Source organism: Idiomarina sp. H2 (genome assembly GCF_004364275.1).
Taxonomy (GTDB): Bacteria; Pseudomonadota; Gammaproteobacteria; order Enterobacterales; family Alteromonadaceae; genus Idiomarina; species Idiomarina loihiensis.
Genome location: NZ_SNZY01000004.1, coordinates 267,446 through 286,406, shown reverse-complemented (window position 1 = coordinate 286,406; position 18,961 = coordinate 267,446). Strand labels below are relative to the sequence as shown.

The 18,961-nt window shown below is 46.7% G+C and carries 20 protein-coding genes; 5 read left to right on the top strand and 15 right to left on the bottom strand.

From position 1 onward, the window contains the following. The 3 genes from DET62_RS07345 to nudC all read right to left on the bottom strand — a co-directional run bounded on the left by DET62_RS07345 (position 1) and on the right by nudC (position 3,117). A complete protein-coding gene (locus DET62_RS07345; RefSeq protein ID WP_110013394.1) occupies positions 1-1,056 on the bottom strand; it encodes an efflux RND transporter periplasmic adaptor subunit in 1,056 nt (351 codons plus the stop codon). Between the two features lie 108 nt (positions 1,057-1,164). Then, complete coding sequence (gene hemE / locus DET62_RS07340) at positions 1,165-2,241, bottom strand: uroporphyrinogen decarboxylase (protein ID WP_110013395.1); 1,077 nt, start codon at positions 2,239-2,241, stop codon at positions 1,165-1,167. Between the two features lie 78 nt (positions 2,242-2,319). After that, positions 2,320-3,117: an NAD(+) diphosphatase gene (gene nudC, locus DET62_RS07335; protein WP_034822599.1), complete on the bottom strand. Its 798-nt coding sequence runs from the start codon at positions 3,115-3,117 to the stop codon at positions 2,320-2,322. A 102-nt stretch (positions 3,118-3,219) separates the two neighbouring features. Between nudC and DET62_RS07330 the strand changes: the two genes are divergently transcribed. After that, entirely contained in the window at positions 3,220-3,696 is a 477-nt protein-coding gene (locus tag DET62_RS07330) for an Rsd/AlgQ family anti-sigma factor (RefSeq protein ID WP_011235534.1), read from the top strand. 74 nt (positions 3,697-3,770) lie between these two features. On the opposite strand, the gene fkpA is transcribed toward DET62_RS07330, so the two are convergent. Beyond that, entirely contained in the window at positions 3,771-4,511 is a 741-nt protein-coding gene (gene fkpA / locus DET62_RS07325) for an FKBP-type peptidyl-prolyl cis-trans isomerase (RefSeq protein WP_011235535.1), read from the bottom strand. Positions 4,512-4,605: 94 nt separating this feature from the next. Here fkpA and DET62_RS07320 point away from each other — a divergent pair, with 94 nt between their 5' ends. The 3 genes from DET62_RS07320 (at position 4,606) to DET62_RS07310 (ending at position 6,796) form a co-directional block, all read left to right on the top strand. Further along, positions 4,606-5,601 carry a PQQ-binding-like beta-propeller repeat protein gene (locus tag DET62_RS07320; RefSeq protein WP_110013396.1) on the top strand — a complete coding sequence of 332 codons (996 nt, stop codon included), beginning with the start codon at positions 4,606-4,608 and terminating at the stop codon, positions 5,599-5,601. Next, a complete protein-coding gene (locus tag DET62_RS07315) occupies positions 5,598-5,822 on the top strand; it encodes a SlyX family protein (protein WP_110013397.1) in 225 nt (74 codons plus the stop codon). Before DET62_RS07320 ends, DET62_RS07315 begins: the two co-directional genes overlap by 4 nt. A gap of 74 nt (positions 5,823-5,896) precedes the next feature. Next, a complete protein-coding gene (locus DET62_RS07310; protein WP_011235538.1) occupies positions 5,897-6,796 on the top strand; it encodes a phosphoribulokinase in 900 nt (299 codons plus the stop codon). On the opposite strand, the gene rlmJ is transcribed toward DET62_RS07310, so the two are convergent. The 6 genes from rlmJ to DET62_RS07280 all read right to left on the bottom strand — a co-directional run bounded on the left by rlmJ (position 6,797) and on the right by DET62_RS07280 (position 12,270). Then, on the bottom strand, positions 6,797-7,648 hold the full coding sequence (gene rlmJ, locus DET62_RS07305; RefSeq protein WP_110013398.1) for a 23S rRNA (adenine(2030)-N(6))-methyltransferase RlmJ: 852 nt from the start codon (positions 7,646-7,648) through the stop codon (positions 6,797-6,799). Positions 7,649-7,651: 3 nt separating this feature from the next. Then, complete coding sequence (locus DET62_RS07300) at positions 7,652-8,083, bottom strand: OsmC family protein (protein ID WP_110013399.1); 432 nt, start codon at positions 8,081-8,083, stop codon at positions 7,652-7,654. A gap of 29 nt (positions 8,084-8,112) precedes the next feature. Continuing rightward, a complete protein-coding gene (locus DET62_RS07295) occupies positions 8,113-8,463 on the bottom strand; it encodes a DUF3802 family protein (protein ID WP_011235541.1) in 351 nt (116 codons plus the stop codon). A 69-nt stretch (positions 8,464-8,532) separates the two neighbouring features. Beyond that, positions 8,533-10,002 carry a succinylglutamate-semialdehyde dehydrogenase gene (astD, locus tag DET62_RS07290; RefSeq protein ID WP_110013400.1) on the bottom strand — a complete coding sequence of 490 codons (1,470 nt, stop codon included), beginning with the start codon at positions 10,000-10,002 and terminating at the stop codon, positions 8,533-8,535. A gap of 14 nt (positions 10,003-10,016) precedes the next feature. Continuing rightward, entirely contained in the window at positions 10,017-11,039 is a 1,023-nt protein-coding gene (gene astA / locus DET62_RS07285; protein ID WP_110013401.1) for an arginine N-succinyltransferase, read from the bottom strand. Positions 11,040-11,052: 13 nt separating this feature from the next. Continuing rightward, positions 11,053-12,270, bottom strand: coding sequence for an aspartate aminotransferase family protein (locus DET62_RS07280; RefSeq protein WP_034822616.1), 1,218 nt, complete (start codon positions 12,268-12,270; stop codon positions 11,053-11,055). Between the two features lie 327 nt (positions 12,271-12,597). Between DET62_RS07280 and DET62_RS07275 the strand changes: the two genes are divergently transcribed. Then, positions 12,598-13,302, top strand: coding sequence for a flagellar brake protein (locus DET62_RS07275; RefSeq protein ID WP_034822618.1), 705 nt, complete (start codon positions 12,598-12,600; stop codon positions 13,300-13,302). A 5-nt stretch (positions 13,303-13,307) separates the two neighbouring features. On the opposite strand, the gene DET62_RS07270 is transcribed toward DET62_RS07275, so the two are convergent. The 5 genes from DET62_RS07270 to rpe form a co-directional block, all read right to left on the bottom strand. Beyond that, on the bottom strand, positions 13,308-14,480 hold the full coding sequence (locus tag DET62_RS07270; RefSeq protein ID WP_110013402.1) for an HDOD domain-containing protein: 1,173 nt from the start codon (positions 14,478-14,480) through the stop codon (positions 13,308-13,310). 68 nt (positions 14,481-14,548) lie between these two features. Further along, positions 14,549-15,130: an aminodeoxychorismate/anthranilate synthase component II gene (locus DET62_RS07265; RefSeq protein WP_110013403.1), complete on the bottom strand. Its 582-nt coding sequence runs from the start codon at positions 15,128-15,130 to the stop codon at positions 14,549-14,551. Positions 15,131-15,134: 4 nt separating this feature from the next. After that, positions 15,135-17,180, bottom strand: coding sequence for a bifunctional diguanylate cyclase/phosphodiesterase (locus tag DET62_RS07260; RefSeq protein ID WP_110013404.1), 2,046 nt, complete (start codon positions 17,178-17,180; stop codon positions 15,135-15,137). A gap of 8 nt (positions 17,181-17,188) precedes the next feature. Next, complete coding sequence (trpS, locus tag DET62_RS07255; RefSeq protein ID WP_110013405.1) at positions 17,189-18,196, bottom strand: tryptophan--tRNA ligase; 1,008 nt, start codon at positions 18,194-18,196, stop codon at positions 17,189-17,191. Between the two features lie 11 nt (positions 18,197-18,207). Then, on the bottom strand, positions 18,208-18,882 hold the full coding sequence (gene rpe / locus DET62_RS07250) for a ribulose-phosphate 3-epimerase (RefSeq protein WP_011235550.1): 675 nt from the start codon (positions 18,880-18,882) through the stop codon (positions 18,208-18,210). Positions 18,883-18,961 lie beyond the last annotated feature (79 nt).

Here is an 18,961-nt window from a genome sequence, read left to right as displayed (position 1 = left end):
TTAACCTCCCTGCACAGAAACGGGTACACCGTCACGAAGGCGAACAATACCTTCTATAATAACTTCTTCTCCGGGTTTAAGGCCGCCTGTAATTTCCACAATACCGGGCTTACGTCGACCAATAGTGACTTCTTTTTGGCGCGCGCGATTATCCGGTGTTAACACATACACATATTGTCTGTTTTGAATGGGGATAAGCGCTTTTTCCGGCAACAAAAGAGCTTCATCAATGCTCCGTAGCAAAGTAATTTGCAAAAGCATTCCCGGACGCAGACGTTCATCATCATTGTTAATTTTTGCACGGACTTTTACTGACCGCGTTACCGGGTCCACACGAGAATCAATGCTGGAAATACGCCCAATAAACTGTTCGCCCGGATATGCACGGCTGCGGGCAATCACTTCCTGATCTACGGCAATACTAGCGAAATAACGTTCAGGAACGCTGAAGTCCACTTTAATAGGTTTGATATCATCAAGCGTTGTAAACACATCCCCCGGACTGACCAGAGAACCAGCGCTTATTTCACGAATACCGACACGACCTGAAAATGGCGCATAAATCTTCATTTCTTTTAAAGTTGCTTCCGCAACTTCTAAATCGGCCTGGAGCCCATTTACCCGAACTTGTTGCTCATTAAGTTGTTGTTGTGAGGCTGCATTACCACGACGCAATTCGGTTATTCGTTCCAGCTGGCGTTTTGCTTCGTCTAAACTAAATTTGAGTTGTTGCACACGAGCTACTTCTATACGCGCATTTAACTCAGCCAGCAGTTGTCCCTGCTCAACTAAGTCACCGCTTTCAAAATAGATTTTCTCGACAACGTCCTGAGTTTGCGCGGTAATACGAACCGTTTCATTGGCCATGGCGGTGCCTAACGCTTCAATAGTATCGCGGAACTCACTAATTTCAGCGGTCTGAGTTTTAACCGGAACCGACTGTTCCTTTACCTCTTCAACCTTAGTTTCAGGCGGAAACCCAAACAAATACACAGCTGCCGCAGTCAGGACAACGACAACAATAGTAATGGGATTAATCCAGGAACGTTTCGCCATGCTTACCTCTAGGTTCTTTTTACAACGGTTTTAACATGGACTATTGTACGCAAAACACCGCCTAAAGGCGGTGCACTTAACGAGGATTCTGGCGGTTTAATCGCAAATTCAATCGTTTGAATGAAACGCGGGGCTGTATTTGTGAATAGCTTCAATAAAAGCAGCAGCATGCTCCGGATCTACTTCGGGGTGAATTCCATGCCCCAAATTGAACACATGGCCAGTACCTGAACCATAGCTTTGTAATATGCTTTGTACTTCTTCCTCAATCCGCTCTGGTTTCGCATACAGTACGCTAGGGTCCATATTTCCCTGCAGCGCGACTTGCCCACCAACACGAGCTCTGGCATCGGATAAATCGGTGGTCCAATCCACACCCAGCGCATCGGCACCGCTGGCAGCCATAGCTTCCAACCATTGCCCACCATTTTTGGTAAATAAAGTAACCGGCACTTTGCGTCCGTCGGCTTCCCGCGTAAGACCCGCTACAATTTTCTCCATGTAAGCCAGAGAAAATGCTTTGTAGTCACGTGGTGATAAAACTCCCCCCCAGGTATCGAATATCATGACCGACTGCGCACCTGCGGCAATCTGCGCATTTAAATACTGAGTAACGGACTCAGCCAGTACATTCAGCAAGGTATGCATAGCTTCAGGATCAGCAAACATCAGTTGCTTCACCTTGGAGAAGTTTTTGGTGCTGCCACCTTCAACCATGTAGGTCGCCAGTGTCCAGGGACTTCCGGAGAAACCAATAAGTGGCACACTGCCATTCAGTTCGCGACGAATAGCGCGCACAGCATCCATCACGTAACCCAGCTCGTCTTCCATATCGGGCACAGCCAGATTTTTAATAGCAGCCATGCTGCGAACCGGGTCTTTAAATTTTGGACCTTCGCCAGCCTCAAAATATAAACCCAGACCCATAGCATCCGGAATGGTCAAAATATCACTGAAGAGTATAGCGGCATCCAGGTCGAATCGACGTAACGGTTGCATGGTCACTTCACAGGCCAGTTCAGTGTTACGGCATAATGACATAAAGTCGCCAGCCTGACCGCGCACTTCTTTATATTCAGGTAAATAGCGCCCAGCCTGACGCATCATCCAGACGGGTGTGCGATCAACAGGTTGTTTTGCCAATGCACGAAGGTAACGATCATTTTTAAGCGCCGGAGCGGTCATAGCGAATCCAATTATTTATCAACATCAATGCCCGGCATTTTATCAGTCCACAGGCATTGGCTCCATGAAAACTTATGCTTACCTCTTTTGAGATAGGTCAATCAACGTTCTTGCTATGGTCCCTTCCGGCGGAATATTCGGAAGGCTGTCAAAAGCAAACCAGTCGCCTGTCACCAATTCGTGCGGATCAATATGCAATTCGCCTTCTGCCCAGTCTGCAGTGTATCCCATCATTAATGAATGAGGGAAAGACCAGGGCTGGCTTAAATGGTACTGAATGTTCTTAACGCGGATACCTGCTTCCTCATAAACCTCTCGCTCTAATGCCTGCTCCAGACTTTCGCCGGCTTCAACAAACCCTGCCAGTATAGAGTGCAACCCAGGCTTATGCCGCTTACCCTGAGCCAGTAAAATTTTGTCACCTTTGCGAATAGCCACGATAATGCATGGCGACACGCGCGGATAACAACGGTGCTGGCACTGATTACAATGCATTGCCAGCTCCCATTCTATAGTTTGCATGCGGGCTCCGCAGCGACCGCAAAAGCGATGAGTATTCAAAAAGTCGCTGAATTGCCGGGCTCTGCCTGCCATCGCAAACTTTTCCATGTCATCCACGGTAAGTAATTGCCGTAAAGGCACGAACTCACCACCAATGAACTGCTCATCCATATAGTCAGCCATGACCAAATAACAGCTACGCTCCCGCAGTTCTCCTATTTCCACTACCCGGTAGTCATTTAAGTCTGGAAAGCTCAGATCTTGCAGGCAGCCAAAAGGGACTTCTCCGCTGTCATCCAGAAAAAGATGGTCAGAGCTCACCACAAACCACCAGGCAGGTTCATCACCCGCCGGTTTTGAATACAAAGTCGCCATATTAATCCCGCGTATCAAATGCGTTTGGTTTTCTGTAAAATCAGTTGAGTTCTAATGCTTCTGAATTTACATTAGGTACTGAAACTATAGACGGAGAGTATCATGTTAAGCCGTAATGAGCAGGCAAAAAAGCGCTGGGGCGGCGCTCATAAAAGTATCGACCTATGGCTATCCGAGCGCCAGGACTTACTGGTGAATTACTTTAAACTTGCCGCGCTCCCGCCTTATGAAAGCATTCGCTCGGGCTTACCCGACGTCACTGATATCCGTAACTTTTGCGGTCAATTAGTCGACTACGTATCGAGTGGTCATTTTGAAATTTATGACCAAATTGTGCGCGAAGCTTCATCTCAGGGAAACTCAGTTGATGATTTGGCTGATGAGTTATTCCCTTTAATTTCTGACACAACCGAAATAGCGTTAGATTTTAACGATAAGTACGGTGAGATAAGCTCAACTGACCACTGTGAAACCTTCGATAGAGATTTATCGGCACTTGGTGAAGCATTGGAATTAAGAATGGAGTTTGAAGACAAACTTCTCAACCATTTAGACGAGCATAATTTAATAACAGCTTAAGCTGACTTTTATTGAATTTATAAAAACGCCGGCAATTCGCCGGCGTTTTTGTATAGATGAAAACTCAACTGAGCTTATTCGGTATCCGGTTCGTCTTTTTGTACGTTAAGTAATTCAACGGTAAAAATCAGCGTTGAATTTGGTGGGATTTGACCATCACCCAATTCACGATCTCCATATGCAAGTTCAGACGGGATCACAAAACGGTACTTAGCACCTTCCTTCATCAACTGCAGACCTTCAGTCCAGCCCGGAATAACTCGGTTTAGCGGAAAAGATGTAGGCTCGCCACGTTCATAGGAGCTATCAAAAACTTCCCCATTAACCAACGTGCCTTCGTAATGAACTTCTACCATATCGGTTTCGGATGGACTAACACCGTCACCCTCTTTAAGAACTTCATACTGAAGACCTGAATCCGTTGTTTGAACACCTTCTTTTTTCGCGTTCTCGGCTAAATACGCTTTGCCTTCTTCTGCCGCTTTCTTACCCAATACGTTTTGACGTTGCTCCATAACTTCTTTGCGCATAGTGTTCAGGATTTTTTCAGCTTCCTCATCACTTAACTGAGGATCACCTTTAACCGCATCCACAAAGCCAGCAATAACAATATCGCGTTCCAGCATGAAATCCGCTTCTTCCTGACGTTCTAAGTTACGTGCAATAAACCCGCCAACAGAAGAGCCTAGAGCGTAAGCCTGCTTGTCTTTGTCTGTTTTTAATTCCGTATCATTCGCCGGAAATTTTTCTTGTGAGCAGGCCGCCAGTACCAGCGCGATAGCTGAAATAGCTAACGGCTTCATCAGTTGTTTCATCGTTTTCTCCAATTATCGTCTTGCATCCTTTCGGACTATGCCATAATAGTGTTATCTAACAGAACCATACTACACAACCACAAGGAACTTGCCTATGCCTTTTCTTAAGCTCTGCGGTGCGTTTATTTTGCTGGTTGTAATTACCGGTTGCCAACCTGCACCGGAAAAGGTCAAGAAAACGATTCACGCTGAAAACGGCACCTACGCCGCTGATATTTCCGACGACGGAAACTATAGCCTAGTCTCTACAGATGAAACTGGTTTACTGCTGTGGCCACGTTATGCCACCAACGCCAAGTACCAATGGCAGCATAATGAAAACACCGTCTCTCAGATTATAGACGTTGATATTAGCGCCGACGGGGAAGTGGCGGTTGCAGCATCGCGTAAAGAATTCTCCATGTGGGATATTAATAACGGCGAAAATCTGGGGTTCTGGCAAATAGGTTCAGGCGAGATACAAAAGCTGGTGGTCAGTAAAAAAGGTGGAACGGTGGTGCTTGGAAAGCAAGACGGTACACAGGTTGCTTTCAACCCCGCCTCAGGTCGACGTATTGAATTTTATGGGCATACCGAAAGTATTAATGTTCTTGATATTTCGCCCAATGGTTTTTATGTTCTAAGCGGTTCAAACGACCATTCGGCTATTCTGTGGGATACCCGGAGCGGGCAAATTATGCACCGTTGGCCACTGGAAGGGCGGATCACACAGGTTGCTCTGCACCCTGATGGTCACTTCGCGTTTATCTCAGATGCAATCGATAATTCGATTATTCACTCACTACCCGATGGCGAAATTGCCTCAAAACTTAAATTCATAGAGCGCCATAAAATTTTTAGTGCTGCGCGTTTTAGCGCATCCGGTGATTATCTCATTACCGGCTCGCCATCACGTCAAATTGCAATCTGGGACACCTCGACAGGAGAAGAGCTCACGCACTGGCGGGTAGATTTACGCGACGGAGGACGTCCCAGCAACGCTGCGGTGTTAGCCGTCGTCTTTGATGAAAAACAGCAACAGGTCATTAGCGAGAGCTCTGCCGGTCTTGCTGAGTGGTGGAATATTGATTTAACAGGTAGTAAAGAATGACAGTAGAGAAGATAGAAGCACAATTAACTAATCTGGAAATGCAGTTAACATTCCAGGAAGACACTATTGATTCACTAAATAAACTAGTTACTGAGCAGACTCAGCAAATGAGTGAAATGCAAAAGCAAATTCGCTGGTTAGGAAAACGCCTAAAACAAATGCAGGAGAATCAGTCGACTGACTCATATCCGGCAGACGAACCACCCCCTCCTCATTATTAAAGCGTTGGGTTTACCTTGACCTTAGCAAATCAGGTCAGTATAACAACTGTTCTTATTTAGTTTGCGAGAATGTTATGTCATCAAAGCACCCGATTATTGCCGTTACCGGTTCATCAGGAGCAGGAACAACCACCACAGGTCAGGCCGTACGCCATATCTTTCGTTCGTTAGATGTGAGTGCAGCGTTTGTGGAAGGTGACAGCTTTCATCGCTACTCCCGCCCTGAAATGGACTTGGCTATTCGCAAAGCTCAGGAACAGGGTCGTCATATCAGTTATTTTGGTGCCGAAGCCAACGACTTTGACCGGTTAGAATCGTTATTCCGCTCTTATTCGCAAACCGGCAACGGTAAAGTCCGTCGCTATTTACACAGCTTTGATGATGCGGTTCCTTATAACCAAATGCCCGGTACTTTCACGCCCTGGGAAGAACTGCCTGAAAGTACCGATGCACTTTTCTATGAGGGCTTGCATGGTGGTGTTTGCGGAGACGGCTACGATGTAACTCAATATGTTGATTTATTAATCGGTATGGTGCCCATTGTTAACCTTGAGTGGATCCAGAAATTAATTCGCGATACCTCGGAGCGGGGGCACTCACGTGAAGCGGTTACCACCAGCATTATTCGCGGCATGGAAGATTACATTCACCATATTGTTCCGCAGTTTTCGCGTACTCATATCAACTTCCAGAGAGTACCTACGGTTGATACGTCCAACCCTTTCAGCGCCAAGGATATTCCATCACTGGACGAGAGTTTTGTTGTTATTCGTTTTCGCGGTATTAAGAACGTCGACTTCCCATATTACCTGCAGATGATAGACGGCTCGTTTATGTCACGTACCAGCACCCTAGTTGTGCCCGGTGGGAAAATGGCCTTAGCCATGGAGCTTATTCTGACACCGCTGATTGAACAAATTATGGAAAGGAAAAACCAGGTTCGCCGTCAGGTTGACTGGATATCAAGTAAGTAACTACTCACCAACTAACCAGCGACTGTGAAAGTTGGCACCTTTATCCTGAGCCAGAGTCTTGCACAACACGGGTAACAGATGCTCGCTGTCCTGTACCACGCCATAAGGCGGATTAACCCAGAGAAAGCCACAGCCGTGAAGCCCTTTACGCTCATCATTGGTGCGTATATTCAGCTCCATGATCAGAGTCTTAGGCAGATCCGACAAAGCGCCAACGTCGCGATGAAAAGCCGCCGTTTTCAGCTCATCTTTAATGGGATACCAAACCGCAAAGCTGCCGCTTTTCCAGCGTTTTAAGCCCTGTTCAAGCGCGCTGACCACATCGTCAAACTCCGTGGTGTTTTCAAAAGGCGGGTCAATCAGTACCAACCCGCGCTTTTCAGCTGGGGGCAGTTGCGCACGCACAGCCTGATAACCGTCCATAGGAGCCAGTATTTGCACTTGTTTGTGCCGACCCAAAAGCGTTTTTTTAAGGGTTTCTGCGTCTTCTTTATGCAGTTCACAAACAACTAGCCGGTCATGTTCACGTAAGAACTCAGAAGTGATCACCGGCGAACCGGGGTAATACCTAAGCTTATCTTGCTCTTCGTTTAATTGGCGCACAGTATTTAAGTAAGCGGCGGCTAACGGCTCTTCAGCTGAGTGCTCAGCAAAACGGACAATGCCCTGTTCAGCTTCGGCGGTTCTTACTGCCTGATCGCCTTGCAAGTCATAGTAGCCGATACCGCCGTGAGTATCGAGTACAAAGTAGGGCTTTTTCTTTTGCTGAAAATACTCCAGCGCCCGCGCCAACAGCAAGTGCTTAAAAACATCGGCAAAATTGCCGGCATGAAAAATGTGTCGATAATTCAAAGATCAGTCGTCTTGTTGAGGAGATTCAATACGGTAACTGTGGGTAATATTAACCGAAGCTTCCAGCATTTTAGCCACCGAACAGTACTTGTCGGCCGACAGTTTCACCGCACGCTCTACGTGCTTTTCGTTGATATCGGTGCCCACGACCACGAACTCCAGATGCATGTCGGTAAAAACCTTTGGTACTGAATCGGCACGTGTCCCTGACAACTCACAATAGCAGCGCTGAAGGTTCTGCTTAGCTTTTTGCAATATACTGACAACGTCAACTGACGCGCAGCTTCCCGCAGACATTAGCACCATTTCCATAGGGCTGGGCGCCTTGCCAGGGCTGTCACCATCCATAACCACTTGATGACCACTACCTGAGGTAGCCACAAAAGTCATGCCCTCTACCCAGGTGACCTTTGCATTCATGCTATTTGCTGACATTGAAGATCCTTGCTGAACTCAATAAAAGACTACAGTCGGTAACTTTGCAGACGCTCATCGAAAAGGTTTTTTACCAGACCGACAAACTCGTTAATGAAGGCTTCCTGCTGCGGAGTCGGGTGTGTATCCAGAACTTTCGATAACACCTCTTCTAAATCGTAAACGATAGCATCCGTTTCCCGGACAATATCCAGCCGCACAGCCTCATCAAGCTCATTCTGCTCAAACACTGCCATCATGCTTTCTGACAAGCGCTCTTCCATAAAGTCGCGCAAAGTGTAATCCGCAGTTCTTGCGCTGCTACTTTGTTCAGTGAAGACCGGTAACTGACCTGTCAGGTACTGGATTAACTCAATGTATCCGTCTGTTTCAACTATCATCTGTTTCTCTTTGTCACGCGGCCAGGCAACCCATACGTTGCCCAGCCACTAAACTAGCACAGATTGCGATTAAAATTTAAGCCCTGGTGCTAAACTCTCAGGTAAGCTCATGCTGTCAGCTTCCACAGAGGCGACCGGATACGCGCAATAATCCGCCGCATAATACGCACTAGCGCGATGATTACCGCTTGCGCCAATACCACCAAAAGGTGCGGCACTGCTGGCACCAGTAATCGGCTTATTCCAATTCACAATACCTGCACGAATGTGTTTAAAGAAGTAACGATAGGTTTGTTCATCGTCACACAATACACCAGCAGACAAACCATAACGCGTGTTGTTCGCTTCTTTAATAGCCGCATCGATATCTTTAAAACGATACACTTTCAATAATGGTCCGAAATGCTCCTCGTCCGGTAAATCTTCAACTCCGGTTACATCCACAATACCCGGAGTGACAAAGCCTTTCTTCGAATCGGTCTGCTTCATACGAACTAATGACTTAGCTCCTTTATGTAACAGCTCATTCTGTGCATCGACCATTTCGCCCGCAGCTTTAGCAGAAATCATGGCACCCATGAATGGCTGTGGATCAGCTTCGTAGTCGTCGACCAGAATATTCTCAGTCACTTCAATGAGGCGTTCCAGTACAGCACGACCTTGCTCAGAATCTTCGATGAACAAGCGACGTGCACAAGTGCAGCGCTGACCAGAAGTGATGAAAGCCGATTGCACAATATTGTGTACCGCTGCATCAATATCAGCCACATTAGTCACCAATAATGGGTTATTACCGCCCATTTCCAGTGCCAGAATTTTATCCGGACGACCGCCAAACTGTTTGTGTAACAAATGGCCGGTGTTTGATGAGCCAGTGAAATACAGACCGTCAATTTGTGGATGCGCTGACAATGCTTTACCCGTATCAACTTCACCCTGAACCAGGTTGAGAACACCCGCTGGAATGCCTGCTTTTTCCCATAACTTCACGGTTTCCTGAGCCACCATAGGAGTCAGTTCGCTTGGCTTGAACACCACAGTGTTACCCGCAATAAGCGCCGGTACAATGTGCCCGTTAGGCAAATGCCCCGGGAAGTTATAAGGGCCATAAACAGCGACCACACCGTGCGGCTTGTGGCGGATAAAGGCTTTTGCGCCCGGCATGTCGTTTTCCACGGTACCGGTGCGTTCATGGTAAGCACGCTCGGAAATAGCCACTTTACCCATCATAGCGCCAACTTCGGTGCGAGTTTCCCAAACGGGTTTGCCGGTTTCTTTAGCCATGGTACGAGCCAAGTGCTCTTTATTTTCTTCCAGCAATTCAGAGAATTTTTGGCAAATAGCCAAGCGTTCTTCAACACTGCGACCAGACCAGTCCGGAAATGCCGCCCGTGCTGCCAGAATGGCCTTTTCAACCTGAGTTTCACTGGCAGCTTCGCCACTCCAGATAACTTCGTTTCGTGCTGGATCAATCGATTTGAACAACTGGCCTTCGCCAGCTTCCCAACAACCATCAATAAATTGAATACTGTTCGTCATACAAATACTCCTGCTTAGAGTGCAACAATGCGGGCTTCATCGCCGCTTTCTAAATGCATTGCCTGGGCTTGTTCTGTCGTCAATATGAGTTCGTCTGCACCTGCTGGTAAAGACAGTTTGGTTGCGCGGAAGTTCTTCAGTTGCGTGTTGCAGACAATATGAGGAATACCTTCATCTTCCGCTGTAGATCCGCTGACAGTTACCGTCACTAAACGACTGTTACGGACACTATTAAGATTACACACTTCGGCTTCAACCGTTGGCCCTGCGTCAAATATATCGACGAAGCCTCTGAACCGGAAACCTTCCGACTCCAGCAATTTCAGTGCCGGGCGGGTATTGTCGTGAACTTTACCGACAACCGCCTGCGCTTCCTTACTCAACAAGTTGGTATAAATAGGGAAGCGTGGCATCAATTCAGAAATAAAGACTTTATCACCAATGCCGCTTAAGTAATCGGCTTTAGGAAAGTCCATCGAGAAAAAGTTCTCTTCCAGCCAGTTCCAGAATGGCGAATCCCCATTTTCATCTGAAACACCGCGCATTTCGGCTATTACCCAGTCGCTGAAACGCTGTTTAAACTGCGCTAAAAACAGCATACGGAAACGAGATAAAGTACGTCCGTTCATATTGTGCCGGTAGGGTTCACGCAAAAATAGAGTGCATAGCTCAGAAACACCTGTGTAGTCATTACACAAGGTTAAGGTTTCCAGCGCATTATAAATATTAAGCTTTTCTGAATGATGCACAACTTTACCCAAACGGTAATGCCAGAAGGCTTCATTCAAACCCACCGCAGCTTCAATACCACTGACACCTGCAATAGTACCGGTTTCGGTATCTTCCATAACAAACAGGTAGCTTTCATCGCCCGGTGTTTCAACGGTGTCTTTAGCGAATGCTTTTTGCGCCGCATTAATGCGGCGCTCCAGCAGCGACTGGTCTACCGGTAAGGAAGTAAAACCATGACCGGATTCAATCGCGCACTGATATAACGCTTCGTAATCTGACGGCTTAATGGGTCTGATTAGCAACATAAAACAGCCTCAGTTATTGACCGACGACCTGAGCAACAGCTTTTTCAAAGCGCTGCAGGCCTTCTTTAATGTCTTCTTCAGAAATAACCAGTGACGGGGTAAAACGCACCACATTAGCACCGGCAATCAGTACCATCACGCCATGCTCCTGACCGGCCAGCAAGAAGTCGCGCGCACGCCCTTCGTACTCTTTATTCATTGCCGCGCCAAGTAATAAGCCCTGACCTCGAATTTCGCTGAACACGTTATATTTTTCGTTAATTGCGGCCAGTTGCTCTTTGAACCACTGCTCACGTTGCTTCACGCCGTCCAGCGTTTCTTTCGTATTCACAACATCAAGTACCGCTTCTGATACAGCACATGCCAGTGGGTTACCGCCGTAAGTACTACCGTGAGTACCAGGTTTAAGATGCTCAGCAATTTCCGTTGTTGTCAGCATAGCGCCAATAGGGAAACCACCGCCTAAAGCCTTGGCTGAAGTCAGAATATCCGGCGTTACGCCCAGCTGTTCATAAGCATAGAGGCTACCGGTACGGCCAAAGCCTGTTTGTACTTCATCAAAAATCAATAACGCGTCGTTTTCATTACACAGTTCACGTACCGCCTTCACGAATTCCACGTCAGGGCTTACTACGCCGCCTTCACCTTGCAATGGCTCCATCATTACCGCGCAAGTTTTGTCGGAAATCAGTTCCTTAAGCGCGTCGATGTTGTTGTAATCCACATGCTCAATAGCACCAGGTTTTGGACCAAAACCGTCAGAGTAGGCTGGCTGGCCACCCACGGTTACGGTAAAGAAGGTGCGTCCGTGGAAACCTTTGGTAAAAGCAATAATTTGTTGCTTATGCTCACCGTGCTTTTCAATTGCCCAGCGACGCGCCAACTTTAATGCCGCTTCGTTGGCTTCAGCACCTGAGTTAGCGTAGTAAACGCGATCAGCAAAGGTGGCTTCGGTTAATTTCTTCGCCAGACGAATTGCCGGTTCGTTGGTAAAAACATTACTTAGATGCCACAACTTCTGGCTCTGTTCCTGTAGGGCTGACACCATCGCTGGGTGGCAATGACCAAGACAGTTCACAGCGATACCACCGGCAAAGTCGACATACTCACGACCTTCTTGATCCCAAACACGAGCACCTTCTCCTTTAACTGGAATCATCGATGCCGGGTTGTAGTTTGGAACCATTACATCATTAAACATTTCACGGTTTACTGTCTTATTGTCTGTCATTACTCTCGTCCTTATCGCCTTAGCGAGTTAACAAAGGTGTCAACAAATTCATCTCTAAAAGTAGCCGGCTATTATGCCAAAATTTGTGCAGTTTGTCTGTGATAATTCGGTTATAAATCCCTAATCCCGAGGGTTTACGCTTTTCTTGCATAAGATACGAATAGTTATGCTAATGCATACTGAAACCATGAATCTTTAGTCATTATTTTTTAGGTCACGAAAATGTTTTCTCCGAATTAACATTTAAGTACGCAGAATTACATTGATCTTTAACTGGTGTTAATTTAGCCTGACTTATTGAATAAATGTTCGGCAACAGAAGACGTTATGGAAAATCAGACTCCGCCCCTGAACGCCTCATCTCAACCACAGTTAAAGCTTACCTACTTACGTCCGGGCGACGTAATTGATGTTGAGTTTTCTTCGGCGACCAAGGTGCGCACCAAGCTTCAGGTTGTGGGCTTTGATACCGGTAACTATTTATTGTTAAAACAGCCGAATCCACGCACTGACGGCAGCTATGCCGATGTGTTATATGAAGGCAACCCGGTTATTGTTCGCTTGGTTTTAGAGGGAGAAGCGGGTGAATGCCTGGCGTTTAAAACAAAGATCCGGGCCGTCTCAAATATCCCGTTCAGGTTGCTGTATCTGGATTATCCGAAAGAAATTGAGAATCGCGCACTACGCGCACAGCGGAGGGTTCGAACACACATTCCAGTCGATGTTACTGCTGACGGCAGCCAGACTAACACTAAAAAGAAATTGGCCAGTGGTGTTATCGTCGATATCTCTTCTGCCGGGTGTCGAATTGTGTTTAAGGCGCAGAACCAGACAGGTAATGTCACTCATATGAATATAAAAATCAGTATTGGCTCGGGTTCTCAGAAAGAGCCTCTGACTCTTTCAGGTCAAATTATGAATCAGCGCAAAGAGCATGGAATGATAAGTGTTGGCGTGCGCTTCACTGACGAGGAAGCGCATATCGGTAAAGTGTTCGAGCATTTATTAATCGACACCGAGTTTGAGTGCTGACCTCTCTATTCCGGCACGACAATTGGCGGGCGTTTTAAGCTCACATTGTGCAAGCGAGCAACAGTTTCTGACGTTATTGAATGCTTGTTTAGCAGGTGTTTACCCTCTTCCAGGCTGGCAAGGTCCACTTCGCGCAGCATTCTGAATTCGCAATAAGCATTGGCCTGAGCTAAGGCTTCCGCGTATTCAGAGTCATAGCCTTTGTCTTTCGTTTTGCTTTGCGTAAAAGCCAATAAGTGTTTGCTTACCGGAACACGCTTTAACCCCCAGCCTTCAGCAACCAGGTAACTTACGTCTTTATCCTTTTCCAGCATTAAATCGCGCAGAAAGCGCTCATCCGGAGTCAAGGTGACAATAGTATTGTGGCGCTCTGGTGACTTATCGTTAACGCTTTGCATAGCGAATTCACGCTGCACATCATCAAATAAACGCAAATACAGCTTGGTTAAGGCTATTTTCCCCAGCTCATGGAACATACCAATGGTATAGGCTAAAACCGGATCTCGCAGGTTACGCTCTACCGCAATATTGTGCGCAGCAATAGCCGTACCCAGCGAATGCTCCCAAATTTTCCGACGGAATAAAGTGAACGGTTGCGTGGCCGGCGGCAGCCAGTTTTGCATAATATAAGCAGGAGCCAGCAGGCGTAGGTTTTCTGTGCCAACAAAACTCATGGCCACCCGAAGGTTATCAATTTTCATCTGCTTATTCCGATCAATAAACGGTGGTTGATTGACCGTACGGATTAACCCCGTATGAAACCAGTCCATACCTTGCACAACGGACTCAATCCGGCGCATAGAAGCGGCTTTCATGCTAAGCGTATCGAGCAATTCAGGTAGCTTTTCAGGTAGTGGGATCAAGCGCTCGCGTATGTAGTCACCATCTTCGATGGTTTTCAACGCACGATGATAAATCTCTTCATGCAATTCATCAGAAATACGATCGGCGTAACGTTGACGCGCCTGCGCTTTGCGATCGCGCTCTTCGTAATTCAAACGCTCCACTTCTAAAAGCTTACGTCGCTGTTCATGCTCTTCGTCGTCGGTACCATCTTCTTTTGAGCGAGTTTTACGCGCAAACGGGAAGCTTATCAGATAGTTGATAAAGCGTTTTTCTAAGCGCAAAGCGGGATCGTTACTACCGCCTTCTGTGGTACCCGCAAAAAAGTGGAACATGTTACCTCGGTATTAGCTGAACTGCGGCAGTATTATGTTGAATAAGCAGAGAAAATACTACTTACTGATTATCGTATATAACGTAAAAAATTCGCTAACAGATTATGTCCTTGAGCTGTCATAACAGACTCAGGATGAAACTGAACACCAAACAGCGGCAAATGCCGGTGCCTTATTGCCATAATCTCGCGCTGGCCTTTTTCGGTTTCTGTATCGGCATCAATGACAAAATCTGTTGATAAGCTTTCAGGAGAAACAATCAGGGAATGGTAGCGGGTCACTTCTAAAGGGTTATTTAGCTGTCGGAATAGTCCCTCGCCGGAGTGTTTAATTACACTGGTTTTTCCGTGCATAACTTTTTCTGCCCGGATGACATCTGCACCAAAAACCTGCGACAATGCCTGATGACCAAGACACACACCTAATATTGGCAGCTTAGCCTGAAAGTGCTCAATAGCAGCCAGAGATATTCCCGCCTCGTCGGGAGTACAGGGGCCAGGTGATATAACAAGCGCTTGCGGTGCTAACTGTTCTATGTCGGTAAGAGTTAATTCATTATTCCTGAAAACACTAACGTCTTCGCCTAATTCCCGAAAGTAGCGTGCCAGATTGTGGGTAAATGAGTCAAAGTTATCAATTAAAACAATCATACTGCTAGGACAGCCGCTCGCTTAGCCAGTCTTTAAAATGGACTGGCCGGGCAAAATAGAATCCCTGCAATAAATCAGCACCATTTTCTTTCAGCAATTTAACCTGAGCTTCAGTTTCTACGCCTTCTGCTACCGAAGAAACCAATAGAGATTTAGTCATATTCAGCATAGCCAACAGCAGCCCCATGTGTTTGTCATTCACTTCCGCCAGTTGAACAAACTCCCGGTCTATCTTTAGCTCGCCTATTGGCAGTTGCTGAATGCGCATGAAATTAGAATACCCGGTACCAAAGTCATCAATAGAAAATACGACGCCGAGCTCGGCAAGCCGCGACATTGTTTGCTCAACTATTTCAGGGTCAGCCAACAATAAGTTTTCGGTAATTTCAATGGTCAGTTGATTCAGCGGCGCATCCTGTTCGGTAAATATTTTCTGTACCGTCTCGACATAATCGTCTTGTAAAAACTCAATCGGACTGACATTCACAGCTATGCGATCGTTAAGCCCTTTATCGCTAAGCTGCCGCACAACGAAAGCGACCTGACTCAGCAATTCTTTAGCCATAGGAATAATCAGCTTAAAACGCTCCGCAATCGGGATAAATTGATCTGGAGGAATGATCTCCCCGCCTTCATTGCGCCAACGCATTAGAGCCTCTGCACCACGAACAACACCGTTGGTATCCACTTTAGACTGCAACCAACATTCGAACTGCCCTTTACCCAAAGCCGCTCGTAAGGCCACTTCGGTTTTGGCATCGGTTACAACTGAATTAGATATTTCTGCTCTGTATACCGCAACTTTATCCCGGCCACTATGCCGTGCATTAGACGTTGCCGTATCGGCTTGTGACAGCAGTCCGGACGCGTTCTCATTGCCTCCACTCAAACTGACACCAACACTTGCAGTGAGGTAATGCGTCTGGAACGCCGTTTTAAAAGGCTCGCGCAGTGCGCCATGAAGCTCATCAATAATCGCCAGACTGGTCTCGGTGGAGTCCTGCATAACCCCCACCCAAAATCTGTCACCAAGATCTCTCGCTATCCAGCCCGAATCACGAATAGTTTTTCTCAGTCGCTGTGCAATTAACTGAATAACACGGTCACCTTCCTCGTGTCCGTGAATCGTATTAACGCGGTTAAAGTAGTCAATATTAACGGCTGCGACGGCAATAGGTAATTGGCTTTCAATACGTTTCTCAACCAGATCAAGAAAACGGTGGCGATTTGGCAACCCCGTTTGCTCATCGAAGTTTGCTAAATATTCCAGCTTACGGGCATTTTCTTTTTGCTCGGTAATATCCCGTATAATGCCGACATATTGCGTTTCACCAGAATGCGTTATCTCGGTTACCGCCAAATCGATAGGAAATACTTCTCCGGTTTTGCGCTTAGCCTGAACTTCGCGGCCAATACCAATAATGCGTGCGCGGCCTGTTTTTTGATAAGCACTAATATAACGGTCATGTTCACGGGCATAGGGTTCAGGCATTAACACGCTGACATTTTTACCTTTCACTTCAGCGGAACTGTAACCGAACATGCGCTCAGCCGGCGCACTAAAATTAATAATAATGCCGTTACTGTCGATGGTAATAACCGCATCCAGTAAGTTGTCCAGTGTGCTGCGTAAGGTATTGGCTTGCTCTTGTAACTGCTGCAAACGGTACTTTTTAATCGTAATATCCTGAATTGCACCAAATAGTGCCATGTCACCATTTTTCAGCGTTCGGGTAATGCCCGTAATAGCAACCCAGTGAATTATTCCGCTTCTGTCTTTAAGACAACTTTCTGCTGACCAGCTATGATGATTTTGAAAGCTTTGCTCGACCAGATGTTCAATATTTTCACGGTATTCAGGAAGGTGAAACGCCATTGCCTGTTCATAGGTAATGGGTTCATCCTGGGCTACACCATGAATTTCTCTTAACTGAGGGCTCCAGTATAAGTCTCCGGACGCGGGTTCATACCAAAAGCTGCCAATGTTTGCCATAGTTTCAACACTGGTTAGCAACTCCTTTTCACGCTGTTCCGGAGATTTATCTGCCATAGTTAAATTTATCCCGGGTAAGGTACAAAACCTACCGCTTTATAAACATCTGACAAAGTTTTTGCTGAAGCTTCACGTGCCTTATCAGCGCCTTGTTTCATGACCTGCTGCAAAAATGCCTGGTCATTACGCATTTCGTGATACCGCTGCTGTATCGGTTCCAGCATGGCCACCACAGATTCCGCCACATCCACCTTTAGATGCCCGTACATTTTGTCTTCGTACTCAGGTACCAGCTCGTCTATCGACTTACCTGTGGCAGCTGACATAATGCTAAGCAAATTCGAGACGCCCGGCTTTTCTTCCTGATTAAAGTAAATGCGCGCCTGCTCATCAGAGTCGGTAACGGCTTTCTTAATTTTCTTCAGAATCTTCTTCGGCTCTTCCAGCAAGCCGACAAAATTATTTGGATTATCGTCCGACTTTGACATTTTCTTAGTCGGTTCCTGCAGTGACATCACCCGCGCCCCGACTTTTGGAATCATTGGTTCCGGAATCGTAAAAATATCGCCATACAAGTTATTAAAACGTTCAGCAACATTACGCGTCATTTCCAGGTGCTGCTTCTGGTCATCTCCCACCGGCACTTCATTCGCCTGGTACAACAGAATGTCTGCCGCCATTAGCGCCGGATAAGTGAACAAACCCGCATTAATATTACTAGCGTGACGCTGAGACTTATCCTTAAACTGCGTCATGCGGTTTAGCTCGCCCATTTGCGTGTAGCAGTTAAGCACCCAGGCTAATTGAGAATGTTCCGGCACGTGCGACTGAATAAACACCGTACTTTTTGCCGGGTCAAGGCCACAAGCCAGGTACAAAGCCAGTCCATCAAGAGTTGCTTGCTGCAGTTTCTCGGCGTCCTGGCGTACAGTAATGGCGTGCTGATCAACCAGCATAAACTTACAATCGTGAGTGTCCTGCATCTTAACCCACTGACGTAATGCGCCAATATAATTACCAATAGACAACTGTCCCGACGGCTGACAACCACTTAACACAATTGGTTTCGACATTACTGTTTCCTCTAAGAACCTGTTACCGCAGCGATTTCATCGCGCATTGTCCGGATGACACTGGCGTAATCATCCGCATTAAAAATAGCTGAACCAGCAACGAACATGTCCGCGCCAGCTTCTGCAATTTCACCAATATTTGAAACCTTAACACCACCATCCACTTCCAGGCGTATGTCGCGGCCACTTGCTTTAATTCGTTTACGCACCGCTCTGAGCTTATCAAGCGTTGACGGAATAAAAGACTGTCCACCAAAACCTGGGTTAACCGACATCAGTAAAATGACATCCACTTTGTCCATAACATGATCAAGGTAATGCAGCGGTGTTGCAGGGTTTAACACTAAACCCGCCTGGCAACCCTGTTCGTGAATAAGCTGTAAAGTCCGGTCAACATGGTCGGATGCTTCCGGGTGGAAAGTAATGATAGAAGCCCCGGCTTCGGCAAAGTCTGGAATAATACGGTCAACAGGCTTAACCATTAAATGCACGTCAATTGGCGCTTCAATTCCGTAATCACGTAACGCTTTGCATACCATAGGACCTATCGTCAGGTTAGGCACGTAGTGGTTATCCATTACGTCAAAATGCACGACATCGGCACCAGCGTTCAATACCGCGTCAACTTCCTCACCTAACCGCGCGAAGTCCGCGGACAGTATCGACGGTGCAATTAGTGGTTTCATTGTTCGTTTTCCTGACCTATTTCAAAATGATGCTTATTGTAGCAGTTAACCCATGACAAAAAAATTCGCAATGATGACT

What these genes read in the sequence shown, in the direction of transcription:
- DET62_RS07270 (WP_110013402.1), bottom strand. Translation starts at nt 14,480, where the DNA reads ATGTTCCACTTTTTTGCGGGTACCACAGAAGGCGGTAGTAACGATCCC.
- DET62_RS07320 (WP_110013396.1), top strand. Translation starts at nt 4,606, where the DNA reads ATGCCTTTTCTTAAGCTCTGCGGTGCGTTTATTTTGCTGGTTGTAATT.
- trpS (WP_110013405.1), bottom strand. Translation starts at nt 18,196, where the DNA reads ATGTCGAAACCAATTGTGTTAAGTGGTTGTCAGCCGTCGGGACAGTTG.
- DET62_RS07300 (WP_110013399.1), bottom strand. Translation starts at nt 8,083, where the DNA reads ATGTCAGCAAATAGCATGAATGCAAAGGTCACCTGGGTAGAGGGCATG.
- DET62_RS07345 (WP_110013394.1), bottom strand. Translation starts at nt 1,056, where the DNA reads ATGGCGAAACGTTCCTGGATTAATCCCATTACTATTGTTGTCGTTGTC.
- astA (WP_110013401.1), bottom strand. Translation starts at nt 11,039, where the DNA reads ATGTTGCTAATCAGACCCATTAAGCCGTCAGATTACGAAGCGTTATAT.
- DET62_RS07260 (WP_110013404.1), bottom strand. Translation starts at nt 17,180, where the DNA reads ATGGCAGATAAATCTCCGGAACAGCGTGAAAAGGAGTTGCTAACCAGT.
- DET62_RS07295 (WP_011235541.1), bottom strand. Translation starts at nt 8,463, where the DNA reads ATGATAGTTGAAACAGACGGATACATTGAGTTAATCCAGTACCTGACA.
- DET62_RS07310 (WP_011235538.1), top strand. Translation starts at nt 5,897, where the DNA reads ATGTCATCAAAGCACCCGATTATTGCCGTTACCGGTTCATCAGGAGCA.
- DET62_RS07280 (WP_034822616.1), bottom strand. Translation starts at nt 12,270, where the DNA reads ATGACAGACAATAAGACAGTAAACCGTGAAATGTTTAATGATGTAATG.
- hemE (WP_110013395.1), bottom strand. Translation starts at nt 2,241, where the DNA reads ATGACCGCTCCGGCGCTTAAAAATGATCGTTACCTTCGTGCATTGGCA.
- nudC (WP_034822599.1), bottom strand. Translation starts at nt 3,117, where the DNA reads ATGGCGACTTTGTATTCAAAACCGGCGGGTGATGAACCTGCCTGGTGG.
- astD (WP_110013400.1), bottom strand. Translation starts at nt 10,002, where the DNA reads ATGACGAACAGTATTCAATTTATTGATGGTTGTTGGGAAGCTGGCGAA.
- DET62_RS07330 (WP_011235534.1), top strand. Translation starts at nt 3,220, where the DNA reads ATGTTAAGCCGTAATGAGCAGGCAAAAAAGCGCTGGGGCGGCGCTCAT.
- fkpA (WP_011235535.1), bottom strand. Translation starts at nt 4,511, where the DNA reads ATGAAACAACTGATGAAGCCGTTAGCTATTTCAGCTATCGCGCTGGTA.
- DET62_RS07265 (WP_110013403.1), bottom strand. Translation starts at nt 15,130, where the DNA reads ATGATTGTTTTAATTGATAACTTTGACTCATTTACCCACAATCTGGCA.
- DET62_RS07275 (WP_034822618.1), top strand. Translation starts at nt 12,598, where the DNA reads ATGGAAAATCAGACTCCGCCCCTGAACGCCTCATCTCAACCACAGTTA.
- rpe (WP_011235550.1), bottom strand. Translation starts at nt 18,882, where the DNA reads ATGAAACCACTAATTGCACCGTCGATACTGTCCGCGGACTTCGCGCGG.
- DET62_RS07315 (WP_110013397.1), top strand. Translation starts at nt 5,598, where the DNA reads ATGACAGTAGAGAAGATAGAAGCACAATTAACTAATCTGGAAATGCAG.